Origin of the sequence: Nonomuraea jabiensis, from assembly GCF_014204795.1 — a bacterium.
Taxonomy (GTDB): Bacteria; Actinomycetota; Actinomycetes; order Streptosporangiales; family Streptosporangiaceae; genus Nonomuraea; species Nonomuraea jabiensis.
On record NZ_JACHMB010000001.1, the window covers coordinates 6,737,193 to 6,750,570 of the forward strand.

A 13,378-nucleotide genomic window follows, 5' to 3' on the forward strand; every position below is an offset into this window, starting at 1 on the left:
CCACCCATCGGCGGTGCCGGTGCCCTTTCCCGAAGGGACCTCAGCGCCGGGCGGTGGGATGGGTGCGTCACAGCCAGCCCGCGTCCTCCGCGATGCGGATGGCGTCGATCTTGTTGCGGGCGCCCGTCTTCGTGATCGCCCCCGTCAGGTAGTTGCGCACGGTGCCGGGGGAGAGGTGGAGGCGGGAGGCGATCTCCTCGGCCGAGGCGCCCCGGGCGGCCTCCCTGAGCACGGTGGACTCGCGCGGCGTCAGCGGGCTCTCGCCGTACTGCATGGCCGAGGACACCAGCTCGGAGTCCAGCACGCGCAGCCCGGCGGCGGTACGCCTGATCGCGTCCGCCAGCCGGTCGCCCGGGGCGTCCTTGACCAGGAACGCCTCGATGCCCACGGCCAGAGCCCTGCGTACGTGGCCCGGCTGCCCCATGGCCGTCAGCACCAGGACCCGGCACGACGGGAGGCGCTCCAGCAGCGTGGCGGCGGCGGTGATGCCGTCCACCACCGGCAGGTCGATGTCCACGACCGCCACGTCGGGCCGCACCCGCAGGGCCTCGGGCACGATCTCGTCACCCCGGGTCACCTCCGCGACCACCTCGATGTCCCGCTCCAGGCGGAGAAGGGCGGTGAGGGCGGCCCGGATCATGTGCATGTCCTCGGCCAGCAGCACCTTGATCACGCCACGCCCTCCCCACCCGAGCGACCCCGCCTCGCCGCGACCCCAGCGGCCGGGCTGTCCCGCCTCACGCCGTGACCTCCACCGACAGGAGGAAGCCGCCGGCGCCGGTCCGGGTCGCGGTGCAGGAGCCGCCCGCCTGGGCCGCGCGTTCCGCCAGCCCCGTGAGGCCCCCGCCGTCCGGGCCCGGCTCGGCGAGGACGCCGTCGTTGGCCACCTCCAGCCGGAGCGTGCCCCCGTTCACGGACGTGGTGATGGTGCAGGTCGTGGCGCGGCTGTGGCGCAGGACGTTGGTGACGGCCTCGCGTACGGCCCACGCCAGCGCCTCCTCCGAACGGCCCGGCAGCGTCACGTCCGCCAGGTGCGCCTGCACGCCGACCCCCGACGACTCCAGCAGCGCCACCGCTCGGTCCACCTCGCCCGCCAGCGACGGGGCCCGGTAACCCCTGGCGACCTGGCGTACGTCCTGGGCCGCCTCCCTGGCCACCTGCACCAGCTCGCCCACCTCCGTCCGGGCGGCGGCCGGGTCGCGCTCCATGAGCCGGGAGGCCAGGTCGCCCTTGAGCGCGATCGCGGTCAGGCTGCGTCCGAGGCCGTCGTGCAGGTCGCGGGAGATGCGCAGGCGCTCCTTGAGCACGGCCGCGTCCGCCAGCTCGGCCCGGGCCTCCTCCAGGTCGGCCGCCATGCGCGTGAACCGCACCAGCGCGTACGTCATGGCGCCCGTCGCCGGCACGGTGGCCACGTAGAAGAAGGTGACGACGGACGCGTCCACGCCCCACCACACCGCGATGCCCTCGTACAGCATCATCAGCACCACCAGCGCGCTGCCCCAGCCCAGCGGCAGGAACACCAGCAGCGTCCCGGCCAGCATCGGCGCCGTCACCCCCGACATGCCGCCGGGCAGCAGCAGGTCGGGCAGGTAGGTGACGAACGCCTGGAGCACGATCGTGAGGGGGTAGGCGGGTGGGCGCTCGCCGCGCAGGCCGGCCCGCATGTTCAGGTAGTGCGTGGAGATCACGGCGAGGGTGGCGACCGCTGCCGTGGCGCCGTAGCCCGGGCCGTGCAGGAAGTAGGTGAGGGCGACCAGTGAGTAGGCGGCCGATACGGCGGTGATGAGGCCGGTCGCGAGCCGTCTGGCCGAGGAGGAGACCACAGGCAACGATTATCTCTATGAGCGGCGCGGTTCCCAGCGGAACCACAGGCGGACCGCGACGAGCCCGACGACCGTCCAGGCGGCCAGGACCAGGGCGGGCACGGCCAGGTCGCCGGTCTTGACGGCGTTCACGACGGCGCTGGTGGGCAGCAGGTCCAGGGCCGGCCGCAGCCACGAGGGCAGCGGGATCGGGCCCATCGCGCCCGCGGAGACCGCCGCCACCAGGAAGACGGGCATGGTGAACGCGGCGGCCAGCTCGGCGCGCGGGATGGCGGCTGTGTACGCGGCGCCGAGCAGCGACAGCACCGCCGACCCCGCCACCGTGATCGCCGCGAACCCCAGCGGGTCGTCCGGGAGCGGCACGCCGGCCACGACCCGCACGGCCACCGTGCACAGCGCGATCATGGCCACGGTCTGCGTTGCGGTGCTGGCGATCTGGCCGAGCAGGATCTGCCCGTCCGTCAGCCGGCCGGCCCGCAGTCGCTTGAGCACGAGCTGGTCGCGGCGGGTGGCCAGGGCGACGGCGACGTTCATGAACGCGGTGATCGCCAGCAGCACCGAGATCGAGCTCTGGAAGATCGCGGCGGCGGCCGAGGGGCTCAGCACGTTCTTCATGAGCAGCGGCATCCCCACGGCCAGCCCGACCGGGACGACCACGGAGGCGAACAGCATGCTCTTGTCCCGCCAGAACAGGCGCGTGCCGAGGCGGTAGGTGGCGGTCAGGCTCATCGGGCGCTCTCCAGGAAGAGGTCTTCGAGGGTGGCGGTGCGGACCTCCAGGCCCGCCAGGCGCAGGCCGCGCCCGGCCGCCCAGGTCAGCAGCGTCTGCGCGGCCAGGTCGGGGTCGTCGGCGCGGCAGACGGCCGTCTGGCCCTCCACGGTGACCGGCAGCGGCAGCTCGGCCGGGTCGACGTTCGCGGGCAGCCGGAACGCCACCCGGCCCGACCGGGCGGCGAGCGTCTCGGCCATGTCCCCGGCGGCGACGATCTCACCGGCGTCCAGGATCGCCATGGCGGAGGCCAGGCGCTGCGCCTCCTCCAGGTAGTGCGTGGTCAGCAGGATCGTGGTGCCCTGCCTGGCCAGGTCGCGGATGACGGTCCAGGTGTTGCCGCGGGCCTCGGGGTCCATACCGGTGGTCGGCTCGTCGAGGAACAGCAGGTCGGGGCGGCCCAGCAGGGCCAGCGCCAGGTCGAGCCGGCGCTTCTCGCCGCCGGACAGCTGGCGTACCTTGGTGTCCCGCCTGCCCGCCAGCCCGGCCAGCTCCAGGGCCTCGTCGCGGGGTCGGGGCGCGGCGGTGAAGTCGCGCCACGTGTCGACGGTCTGGGCGACCGTCAGGTCAGGGAAGAACCCGGCCTCCTGCAGCATGATCCCGGTGCGCTGCCTGACGGCCGCGCGGTCGGTGTACGGGTCGAGGCCGAGCACGCGTACGGTCCCGCCGTCGGCCCGCTGGAAGCCCGCCAGCACCTCGATCGTGGTGGTCTTGCCCGCGCCGTTCCTGCCGAGGAGCGCGAAGATCTGGCCCTGCGGCACCTCGAAGGAGATGCCCTTCACCGCCTCGAACCCCTGGTGGCTCTTCCTGAGCCCGGTCACTTCGATCGCTGTCATGCGTACGAGTGTTTCCGGGTTGATCGCGGGGCGACAGTGAAGAATTCACGACTTGCGCGAGAGCTTGAGCAGCGCGTCCGTGACGCCCTCGGGGTCGACGAGCTGGTGCAGGTGCCGGCCGGGCACGCGGACCACGGGCCAGCCCCGCTGCCCCGCCTCCTCGGCGACCTTCTCGTACGGCGGGCCGAACCACAGGCACGAGCACCTGACCTCGTCCCACCCGGCAGGGACGGGGATGGGCTGGGTGTAGTAGTCGAGCGGCAGCCGGGGCTGCTCCGCCGCCACCCTGATGCGCACGGCCGGATCGGGCAGCATGGCCACCACGTCCTCCTCGTCCCACCAGTCGGTCCAGCGCGGCAGCACGCCGTCGGGCCCGGCCAGGTCGTGCAGGAACGGCAGGAAGCTCTCCTCCGCGACCCTGATCAGCCCTTCGCGCGGCGGGATGTGCGCGTCGGCGAAGACGCACGCCACCACCCGCTCGCCCAGCCCCTCCTTGATCAGCGGCAGGAAGAACCCGGCGTTGCTGTGCGCGACCAGCACGACAGGCGTGTCGGGAGTGACCGTGCGCACCGCCTCGACCACCCGCGGCCAGTACGGCGCGGCGCCCGTCGCCACGCCCGTCAGATCGGGCACCACGGCCGCGTGTCCGCGGCGTTCCAGCGACTCGGCCACGGGAGCCCAGGTCGAAGGCCCGACGGAAGGGCTGTGCACGAGTACGAAGGTCGTCTGCATAGGCCCACCCTGTCAGACGACCAGGGTGTGCCGGGACACCGGGCGATCGGTGCCGTCGAAGAACGCCCAGGCCGCGGCCAGGTTGTTCACCGCTCGCGAAAGCTCGTCCTCGGGGAACAGGAAGTGCAGGCGCATGCGGTCGGCGTGCCCGCCCAGCGGGTCGAACGATCTGCCCGGCGGCACCGCGACCCCGTGCCTGAGCGCCACCTGGGCGAAGGAGTCCACGTCGCCGTGCGGGATGCGTACCCAGATGGTCTGGCCGCCGAGCGCGGGCTCGAACTCCCACGACGGCAGCCGTTCGCGCAGCTCGGCGCACAGGTGGTCGTGACGCCGGCGCAACGTGCGCACGCGCGCCGCCCGTACCTCCTCCAGGCGGCGCAGCAGCGCGACGGCGGCCAGCTGGCTGAAGACCTCGCCCCCGAGGTCGAGTACGGCCCGCAGCCTGGCCAGCCGCGACACCAGCGGCGCCGCCGCGCGGATCCACCCGACCCGCAGCCCGCCCCACACGAGCTTGCTCAGCGAGCCGACGGTGATGAGGTGCTCCCCCCGCTCGAACGACGCCAGCGGCGGCGGCGTCTCGCCCGCGAAGCAGAGCTCGGCGCACACCTCGTCGTCGATCAGCGGCACGTCGTGCTCGGCGGCCAGCGCGGCCAGCCGCCGGCGGGCCGGGTTGTCCATGACCGCGCCGTCCGGGTTGCGGCTGGTGGGGACGAAATAGGCCAGCGCGGGGCGTTCGCGCAGGTCCTCCGCGGTCCCGGGCCGCACGACGGCGGCGGCGTGCCGGAACGCCTCCAGCGCCCCCGGGTACGTCGGCGCCTCGGTCAGCACGGTGTCGCCGGGGGCCACCAGCAGCCCGGCGAGCAGGGTGATCGCCTGCTGGGCGCCCGTCGTCACCATGATCTCCTCGGCTGTCGTCGGCACGCCGCGGCCGGTGTAGTAGGCGGCCAGCGCGGCACGCAGGGCCGTGTTGCCCGCGGGCTGGTAGCCCAGGTCGCGGGTGCCGGCCAGCCGCGCGCCCGCCTCCTCGTACGCCTCCAGCATCGCCGCCGGGATGTCGTCCGGCGCGGCGCACGTCAGGAGCTGCACGCCGTCCGGCGGGTGCAGGATGTGGAGCAGGAGCGGATTGGCCACCACGCCGTCGGCGGCGCGCGTGGCGGGCAGCTCGAGCGCGGCCACCCGGGTGCCGCTGCCCTGGCGGCGCACCACGCGGCCCTCCTGCTGCAGCAGGTCGTACGCGGCCACCACGGTGCCCCGGCCCACCGCGAGCCGCCTGGCCAGCACCCGGTCCGGCGGGAGCGCCCGGTCCGGCGGCAGCACGCCGTCGTCGATGAGCGCCCGCAGCCGGGCCGCGAGCAGCAGGTAGAGCGGGCCGCGCCCCGACGCCCAGCGGCCCAGGAGGTCGACGAGGTCGCCGTCGGCAAGATTGGCCCCATTCATGGACCAATTCTGCCGCATTGGCTCTGATGCCGGACCGCTTCGCGGGCGATCCTTGATACATGACCGACTCTCATCCCTCAGAGCTCCGCCCCGAGACGCGCACCGTCCACGTGCCGCAGCCCGTCATCGAGGGCAGCCGGCCGATCACCATGCCGATCTACCAGACCTCCGGATTCACCTTCGACGACCCCGCCGTGATGGCCGACGCGATGGGACGGGCCGACGGGCCGTTCGTGTACGGGCGCTACACCAACCCCACCGTCCGCTCCCTGGAGGAGGCCGTCTCCGGGCTGGAGGGCGGGGTCGGCGCCATCGCCACCGGCTCGGGCATGGGCGCCATCAACACCGTCCTGCTCGGCCTGCTCAAGCCCGGCGACCACCTCATCGCGCAGAAGTCCCTGTACGGCGGGACCGCCGCCATGATCAACGACCTGGTGGGCAGGTTCGGGATCACGGTGACGTACGTGCCCGAGAACGACCCCGCCGCCCTGCGCGCCGCCGTCCGCCCGGAGACCCGCCTCGTCTACCTGGAGACGATCAGCAACCCGATGACGCTGGTCGCCGACCTGCCGGGGATGTGCGCGGCGGCCCGCGAGCTGGGGATCCTGTCCGTGGTGGACAACACGTTCGCCACAGCCCTGCTCTGCCGGCCCATCGAGCACGGGGCGGACATCGTCGTACACTCCACCACCAAATACCTGTCCGGGCACACCGACGTGGTGGGCGGGCTCGCCGTCTTCGCCTCCACCGAGCTCTACGAGAAGGTCTGGCACTTCGCGATCGAGCTGGGCGCCTCCGCCGACCCCTTCGCCGCCTGGCTGTCGCTGCGGGGGCTGCAGACGCTCGCGCTGCGCATGGAACGCCACTGCTCCAACGCCCGCCTCCTCGCCACCCGCCTGGCCTCCCACCCCGCCGTCACCGCCGTGCACTGGCCGGGCCTGGCCACGCATCCCTCCCACGAACTGGCCGGGAAGCTGCTGTCCGACTTCGGCGGGGTGCTCTCGTTCGACCTCGCCGGCGGGCGGGAGGCGGGGGAGAAGTTCATGAGCTCCGTACGCCTCATGCTCCTCGCCCCGTCGCTGGGCGGCGTCGAGACCCTCGTCCTGCACCCGGCGACGACGTCCCACCGCTCGCTCAACGCCGAGGAACTGGCCAGGACCGGGATCGGCGAGGGCACCGTACGCATCGCCGTGGGCATCGAGCACCCCGAGGACCTGTGGGCCGACGTGGCTCAGGCGCTGGCATAGTGGCCTGTGTGGATTACTCGGATGTGCTGGCGGCGGCCAGTCGTATAGACGGGCTCGTGCTGCGTACGCCGGTGCTGGAGGTCTCGCCCGGCCTCTTCTTCAAGCTGGAACTGCTGCAGCACTCGGGGTCGTTCAAGGTCCGCGGGGCCTTCAACCGGATGCTGTCGGCGGGAGAGTTGCCGTCCAGCGGGGTGATCGCCGCCAGCGGCGGCAACCACGGGCTCGCCGTCGCGTACGCGGCGCGGGTCCTGGGGGTGCGGGCGGAGATCTTCGTGCCCGAGGTGACGAGCCCGGTGAAGGTCGCCGGGCTCGAGGCGCTGGGGGCGCACATCACGCAGACCGGGGCCATCTACTCGGAGGCCGCCGAGGCCGCCGCCAAGCGCGCGGCGGAGTCGGGGGCGTTGGCGGTGCACGCGTACGACCAGGCTGAGGTGGTGGCGGGGCAGGGGACCACGGGGCTGGAGATCGTCGAGCAGACGGGTGGCGTGGACACGGTGGTGGTCGCCGTGGGCGGGGGCGGCTTCGCCTCCGGCATCACCCTCGGGACCTCCGCCCCCACCCCGAGCCCTTCCTCCGACCCCACGCCCACGCCCTCCCTGTCCCCAACGCCCGGCTCCGTTGCGGCGCCCGGCTCCGTTGCGGCGCCCGGCTCCGTTGCGACGCGCGGATCCGGGCCGCGGATCATCGCGGTCGAGCCCGAGCGGATCCCGACCCTCCACGAGGCACTGCGCGCGGGACACCCGGTGCCGGTCGAGGTGGGCGGGGTGGCCGCCGACGCGCTGGGCGCCACCAAGATCGGCACCATCGCGTTCGAGATCCTGTCCTCGCCTCGGGTGGAGAGCGTGCTGGTGACCGACGAGGCGATCGTGGAGGCCCGGCGTACCCTCTGGGCCCGTCACCGGGTGGCTGCCGAGCCCGCGGGCGCGACGGCGTACGCCGCGCTGTTGGCGGGCGCGTACACGCCGGCTCCGGGGGAGCGAGTGGCCGTGGTGCTGTGCGGCTCCAACACCGACCCCAGCACCCTCACCCCCTGACTACCTCCCCGCCTTCTGCCCAGCGACGGGCGCGACGTCGCCTCACGCCGCGCCCGAGCCCTCGACGCCCAGCCCGGACGCCCGAGCCGGAATGCCCGGCTCTGGACGTCCGGTCCAGCCGTCACGCGGTGGCTGCGGCAGGCAGGTGACCGTACCGGCGTAAGCGGCCGTTCCACCGTGTGAAGGGCCGTACCACCGCGTAAGGGCCGGGTCGTCGGGCGCCGTCAGCTGTACGTGTGCTCAGCAGCCGGGAAAGCGCCCGCAGCCACGTCGGCGGCGAAGGCGCGGACGGCGCGATCCATCTCGGTGGCCAGGTCCGCGTAGCGCTTGACGAATCGGGCGGGACGCGGCGTGAGCCCCATCAGGTCCTGCCACACCAGAACCTGCGCGTCCGTCCCGGCGCCCGCGCCGATGCCGATCGTGGGGATCGCCAGCGACGCCGTCACCCGCTCCGCCAGATCCGCCGGCACGCACTCGAGCACCACCGAGAACGCCCCCGCCCGTTCCAGATCCTTGGCGTCCGCCATGAGCTCGTCGCCCGACTGGCCGCGCCCCTGAACGCGATAGCCGCCCAGGACGTTCACCGACTGAGGGGTCAGCCCGAGGTGGGCCATGACCGGGACACCGGCCGAGACCAGCGCCTCCACCTGCGGGACGACCCGGCGGCCGCCCTCCAGCTTGACGGCGTGCGCCCCGGCCTCCTTCATGAAGCGCGCGGCCGACTCCAGCGCCTGCTGGGGCGAGGACTGGTACGACCCGAACGGCAGATCCGCGACCACCAGCGCCCGGGACGAGCCGCGCACCACGGCCGCCGTCAGGGCCAGGAGGTCGTCGACCGTGACGGGCAGCGTGGAGTCGTATCCGTAGACGACCATGGCCGCAGAGTCGCCCACCAGCAGGACGGGGATGCCCGCGTCGTCGAAGACCCTGGCCGTCATCGCGTCGTAGGCGGTGACCATGGGCCACCGCTCTCCGCGCTCCTTGGCGGCGGTAAGGTCGCGAACGGTGACCCGGCGCCCGGAGACGCCCCCGTACAGCGTGGTTGAAGAGGACATGTGTGAACCCTCCAGAAACGTCTCGAGGCGCCCCAGTGGCGTCCCCGGACTCCTTCCGATGATGGCACGCGCTGTCACGTGCCGAAAAACCTGTGGCGAAACTGTCGGTGCCTCTTGCCAGAATCAGCGCGGAGGTTGAAACGACATGGCTCTCGCCCCTTACCGACGACTGCTCAAGATCCCGGGTGTTCCCGCGTTGCTGCTGATGGGGCTGCTGGCGCGGGTTCCGTCCACGGCCATGGGGATGACGCTCACCCTGCACGTGGCCGTGGCGCTCGACCTGGGATATGGCAAGGCGGGGCTGGTCACCATGGCCAACACCGTCGGCATGGCGATCGGCTCGCCGTTGTCGGGGAGGTTCGTCGACAGGCACGGGTTACGTCCGGTGGTGCTCGTCACGACCGTGGCGCAGGCGGTGTTCTGGGCGTGCGCCTGGGCGCTGCCGTTCCCGGCCCTGATCGGGACGGCGGCGGTGGCGGGGCTGCTGGCGTTGCCGGTGTTCAGCGTGACCAGGCAGTGCCTGGCCGCCATGGTGCCGGTCTCCCAGCGGCGCAGCGCGTTCGCGCTCGACTCCATGCTGGTCGAGCTGGCGTACATGGCCGGTCCCGCTCTCGCGGTGGCCGGGCTGACGATGCTGGGCAGCGGGGTGACGATGACCGTCATCGGAGTCGCCACGGCGGCGGCGGGCCTGGGCATGTTCGTGCTCAACCCACCCACCCGATCGCTCGAAGAGCTCCAGGCGCAATCGATCAAGGTGCCCAGACGGCAGTGGCTGACGCCCGGGTTCGTGGCGCTGCTCGGGACGGCGGCGGCGGCCACGTTCGTGCTCACGGCCACGGAGCTGTCCCTGGTCGCGACCATGAACAACGCCGGCCAGACCCAGTGGGTCGGCCTCGCCGTCGCCATCTGGTGCGTTTACTCCCTGATTGGCGGCTTCGTGTACGGCGGGCTGTCGCGTGGCTTCTCGCCCCTGGTGCTCATCGCCTTGATGGGCCTGCTCACGATCCCGGTCAGTCTGGTGAGCAGCTGGCAATGGCTCGTCGTGATGCTCCTCCCGGCAGGCATCCTCTGCGCGCCGGCGCTGTCGGCCACGGTCGACGTGCTCTCCCGCTGGGTGCCCTCCTCGGCGCGCGGTGAGGCGATGGGCTTCCACGGCACCGCTCTGCTGATCGGCGGCGCGGCCTCGGCCCCCATCGCGGGCGCCGTGATCGACGCAAGCGGGCCGACGTGGGCGTTCGTGCTCGCGGGCCTGGTGGGAGTGGCCATGGTGCTCGCCGCCGCCCCCTTCTGGCACCGCCGCCCCGCCGACCCCCTCCCAACCTCAGCCCACACCCCGACGGTCTCCTCCCCTTCGACAGCCCCCAAGCCCACTCCAGCCCCAGCCGAGCCCGCTCCAGCAACAGTTGAGGCCCCTTGAGCCGGTAACCAGCAGGCCCGTCTCTCCCGGCGGCCGATGGTGGTCCAGAGGCAGACGGCGGGTGGTCCTCAGGCCGGTGCTCGCGGGGGCGTGGCCGCGCCGGGGCCTGACGGCGCGTGACGTGGCGGCGCGGCGGCCGGACGGCGTGGGGAGTGGCGGTGCAGGGGCCGGATGATCGTTGGTGGCTCGCGCGGCGGCCTGAGAACACGGCAGCCAGTTACGCACGCGCCCGCCGGCAGGTGTTGGGACAGCTGGAGGGGCTGATCCCCTGGCGTCGGGAAGAGTTAACCCAGGATTTACGAAACGGGACCGTTGCGTATCGGAATAGCTTGCGATACGGTGACGTTGCGAAACTCGTACGTATCGAAATTGGGGGGCTCTTCGTGAAAGACGTAGTAGTGGACCCGAACGCGGGCCATCCACGCCGCTGGGGGATCCTCGGCGTGCTGGTGTTCAGCCTCCTGGCCGTCGTGCTGGACAACACCATCCTCAACGTGGCGATGAAGACCATCGCCGACAAGACGGTCGGTTTGGGGGCGACGCAGAGCGAGCTGGAGTGGGCGATCAACTCCTACACGCTGGTGTTCGCCGGGTTGCTGTTCACGTTCGGGGTGATCGGGGACCGGACGGGGCGCAAGCGGATGTTGTTCATCGGCATGGCGCTGTTCGGACTGGCCTCGCTCGCCAGCGCCTACTCGCAGGATCCGATGCAGTTGATCCTGGCTAGGGCGGCGATGGGCATCGGCGGGGCGGCGATCATGCCGGCCACGCTGGCGATCATCTCCAACGTTTTCCCGCCCGGTGAGCGGGGCAAGGCCATCGGCGTATGGGCCGGTGGCGTGGGGCTCGCGGTGGCGATCGGCCCGATCACGGGTGGCCTGCTGATCCAGCACTTCTGGTGGGGCTCGGTCTTCCTGATCAACGTGCCGATCGTGATCATCGCCATGATCCTCATCGCGACCCTCGTACCGGAGTCGCGTGACCCGAAGCCGTCCAGGCTGGACCCGGTCGGTGTGCTGCTGTCGATCATCGGGTTGGTGGCCGTGGTGTACGGCATCATCCGCGGCGGCGGCCTCGGCACGGTTCTCAGCGCGGAGGTCCTGGTGCCGACGGTGTTCGGGGTGCTGGTGCTGGGCGCGTTCGTGTGGTGGGAGCGGCGCATCGACCACCCCATCTTCGACGTCCGTAACTTCGGCAACGTCCGCTTCAGCTCGGCCATCGGCATGATGGGCATCGTCTTCTTCGCGATGATGGGCGGGATGTTCTTCCTGACCTTCTACCTGCAGACCGTGCTGGGCTTCTCGCCGGTGCAGGCGGGGGCGCTGATGATCCCGTTCGCCGCCGCGCAGCTCATCTTCGCGCCGCTCAGCCAGCGGGTGAACGAGCGGTTCGGCGCCAAGCTGTCGGCCACCGTGAGCATGATCGTGGTGACGGCGGCCCTGGCCAGCTACGCGATCATGGACCAGGACACCCCGATCGTGCTGATCGAGGTCATCTTCTTCGTCCAGGGCGCCGCGATGGCGAACATCATGCCGCCCGCGACCACCGCCATCATGGAGTCGCTGCCCAGGGAGAAGGCCGGCGTCGGCTCGGCCATGAGCAACACCGTCCGCCAGGTCGCCGGCGCGCTCGGCGTGGCCGTGCTCGGCTCGGTGCTCTCGTCCAACTACCGCGGCGAGATCACGCCCTCGCTGGCCGGCCTGCCCGCCGACGTCCAGCACACCGCGGGCGAGTCGATCGTGCAGACGATGGGCGTCGCCCAGGCGCTCGGCGAGAGGGGCCAGGCGCTGATCAAGCCCGCGTTCGCCGCGTTCGTGGACGGCATGCACGTCACGGCGCTGGTGTCGGCGGTGATCGCGCTGGTCGGCGTCGCGGTGGTGGCAAAGTGGATGCCGGGCAAGGCGCGCCCGGTCACGCAGGCGGAGCAGAAGGAACCGGCTGTAGTGTGAGGCAGCGATGACGATCCAGGAATCAGGGACTGCCCGTCCGGCGGGGCGTCCGCGTAGCGAGAAGGCCGAGAAGGCGATCATCGAGGCCACCCTCGATCTGATCGGCGAGGGCATGGGCGTCTCCGATCTGTCCATCGAGGCCATCGCGTCGAGGGCGGGCGTCGGCAAGACGACGATCTATCGGCGCTGGTCCAACAAGGAGGACCTGGTCGTCGACGCCCTCGCCACGCTCAAGGCCCCGGTGCCGTCGCTCACCGGCACGTCGGTGCGCGACGACCTGATCTCCCTGCTCGACGCGATGCGCACCGAGTCGGGCGTGGCGCGGAACCGGTGCGTGATGAAGATCGCGATGAGCGAGGCCGACCGCTATCCGCAGCTGATGGACCGGTTCGTCAAGCGGGCCATCGAGCCTCGCAGGCAGGCGATGCGCTCGGTGATCGAGCGTGGCATCGCCAACGGCGAGCTCCGCGCTGACCTGGACGTCTCTATGGGCATGGCCCTCCTCACCGGCACCATGCTCTGGTACACCAAGTGGGGTCCGGCCGGTGACCTCGCGCCGGATCTCGCCGAACGCGTCGTGGATGTGGCGCTGGCGGGAATGGCCCCCTGACGGCTGACGGCCGGCGTCGGCCGCCTGCGTAGGTCCCGGGCTTGTGCTGCGTTCTTCGGGTGATCGCGTGAGTGCCGTTGCGGAGGGTGGTACGGGGCCTCAGGGGTGATGACTCCCGGCGGGGGCGTGTCAGCGCCGCCCCCGCCGGGCCTTGCCTCAAGCGGGGTTTGCGGCTGCGGAGGTCCGTAGGAGTGATCGTTCTGGCCTAGGCAGAACGTGAGCATTGTTCTAATCTCGCGGCCATGCCCCCCATGCGAAAAATCGCGACAATCGTCGTGCTCACGTCAGGTCTGCTGTTATCCGGCGGCACCGCTTTCGCCCATGAGGAGCGTCCGGTGACGCTGCCTGATGGTACGGGGGCGGTGCCGGTGCTGCGGTCCGGGGAGCCGGATCTGCTGGTGTGCAAGACGGATAAAGCCGACTTTGAGCGTCGAATCGCGAAATTTCCGGAGGATCTCAAAGCCCGCAAC

The 13,378-nt window shown here is 71.8% G+C and carries 12 protein-coding genes; 5 read left to right on the forward strand and 7 right to left on the reverse strand.

Annotation, left to right across the window (positions count from 1 at the left end; all coding sequences use genetic code 11):
* Positions 1-67 precede the first annotated feature (67 nt).
* From HD596_RS30770 to HD596_RS30795, 6 genes are all read right to left on the reverse strand, one after another.
* The gene (locus tag HD596_RS30770) at positions 68-673 is read right to left on the reverse strand and encodes a response regulator transcription factor (RefSeq protein WP_185072762.1); all 606 of its coding nucleotides are present in this window, start codon (positions 671-673) and stop codon (positions 68-70) included.
* Between the two features lie 64 nt (positions 674-737).
* Entirely contained in the window at positions 738-1,823 is a 1,086-nt protein-coding gene (locus tag HD596_RS64995; protein ID WP_185072763.1) for a sensor histidine kinase, read from the reverse strand.
* A gap of 15 nt (positions 1,824-1,838) precedes the next feature.
* On the reverse strand, positions 1,839-2,552 hold the full coding sequence (locus tag HD596_RS30780; protein ID WP_185072764.1) for an ABC transporter permease: 714 nt from the start codon (positions 2,550-2,552) through the stop codon (positions 1,839-1,841).
* Positions 2,549-3,427: an ABC transporter ATP-binding protein gene (locus HD596_RS30785; RefSeq protein ID WP_185072765.1), complete on the reverse strand. Its 879-nt coding sequence runs from the start codon at positions 3,425-3,427 to the stop codon at positions 2,549-2,551. Before HD596_RS30785 ends, HD596_RS30780 begins: the two co-directional genes overlap by 4 nt.
* A gap of 45 nt (positions 3,428-3,472) precedes the next feature.
* A complete protein-coding gene (locus HD596_RS30790; RefSeq protein WP_185072766.1) occupies positions 3,473-4,159 on the reverse strand; it encodes an alpha/beta hydrolase in 687 nt (228 codons plus the stop codon).
* Between the two features lie 12 nt (positions 4,160-4,171).
* Entirely contained in the window at positions 4,172-5,596 is a 1,425-nt protein-coding gene (locus tag HD596_RS30795) for an aminotransferase-like domain-containing protein (protein ID WP_185072767.1), read from the reverse strand.
* Positions 5,597-5,655: 59 nt separating this feature from the next.
* Between HD596_RS30795 and HD596_RS30800 the strand changes: the two genes are divergently transcribed.
* Both HD596_RS30800 and HD596_RS30805 read left to right on the forward strand, forming a co-directional pair.
* A complete protein-coding gene (locus HD596_RS30800; RefSeq protein ID WP_185072768.1) occupies positions 5,656-6,843 on the forward strand; it encodes a trans-sulfuration enzyme family protein in 1,188 nt (395 codons plus the stop codon).
* Between the two features lie 8 nt (positions 6,844-6,851).
* Complete coding sequence (locus HD596_RS30805) at positions 6,852-7,877, forward strand: pyridoxal-phosphate dependent enzyme (protein WP_185072769.1); 1,026 nt, start codon at positions 6,852-6,854, stop codon at positions 7,875-7,877.
* 224 nt (positions 7,878-8,101) lie between these two features.
* Here HD596_RS30805 and panB read toward each other — a convergent pair whose 3' ends face one another.
* Positions 8,102-8,932 carry a 3-methyl-2-oxobutanoate hydroxymethyltransferase gene (gene panB / locus HD596_RS30810; RefSeq protein ID WP_185072770.1) on the reverse strand — a complete coding sequence of 277 codons (831 nt, stop codon included), beginning with the start codon at positions 8,930-8,932 and terminating at the stop codon, positions 8,102-8,104.
* 145 nt (positions 8,933-9,077) lie between these two features.
* On the opposite strand from panB, the gene HD596_RS30815 reads away from it, so the two are divergent.
* From HD596_RS30815 to HD596_RS30825, 3 genes are all read left to right on the forward strand, one after another.
* Positions 9,078-10,349, forward strand: coding sequence for an MFS transporter (locus HD596_RS30815; protein ID WP_185072771.1), 1,272 nt, complete (start codon positions 9,078-9,080; stop codon positions 10,347-10,349).
* Positions 10,350-10,732: 383 nt separating this feature from the next.
* Entirely contained in the window at positions 10,733-12,298 is a 1,566-nt protein-coding gene (locus tag HD596_RS30820) for an MFS transporter (protein WP_313045191.1), read from the forward strand.
* Positions 12,299-12,305: 7 nt separating this feature from the next.
* A complete protein-coding gene (locus HD596_RS30825; protein WP_185072772.1) occupies positions 12,306-12,908 on the forward strand; it encodes a TetR/AcrR family transcriptional regulator in 603 nt (200 codons plus the stop codon).
* Positions 12,909-13,378: the final 470 nt, after the last annotated feature.

Excerpts from the sequence above, each read along its gene's own strand:
- HD596_RS30785 (WP_185072765.1), bottom strand. The coding sequence starts at position 3,427 with ATGACAGCGATCGAAGTGACCGGGCTCAGGAAGAGCCACCAGGGGTTC.
- HD596_RS30800 (WP_185072768.1), top strand. The coding sequence starts at position 5,656 with ATGACCGACTCTCATCCCTCAGAGCTCCGCCCCGAGACGCGCACCGTC.
- HD596_RS30795 (WP_185072767.1), bottom strand. The coding sequence starts at position 5,596 with ATGAATGGGGCCAATCTTGCCGACGGCGACCTCGTCGACCTCCTGGGC.
- panB (WP_185072770.1), bottom strand. The coding sequence starts at position 8,932 with ATGTCCTCTTCAACCACGCTGTACGGGGGCGTCTCCGGGCGCCGGGTC.
- HD596_RS30780 (WP_185072764.1), bottom strand. The coding sequence starts at position 2,552 with ATGAGCCTGACCGCCACCTACCGCCTCGGCACGCGCCTGTTCTGGCGG.
- HD596_RS30825 (WP_185072772.1), top strand. The coding sequence starts at position 12,306 with ATGACGATCCAGGAATCAGGGACTGCCCGTCCGGCGGGGCGTCCGCGT.
- HD596_RS30815 (WP_185072771.1), top strand. The coding sequence starts at position 9,078 with ATGGCTCTCGCCCCTTACCGACGACTGCTCAAGATCCCGGGTGTTCCC.
- HD596_RS30790 (WP_185072766.1), bottom strand. The coding sequence starts at position 4,159 with ATGCAGACGACCTTCGTACTCGTGCACAGCCCTTCCGTCGGGCCTTCG.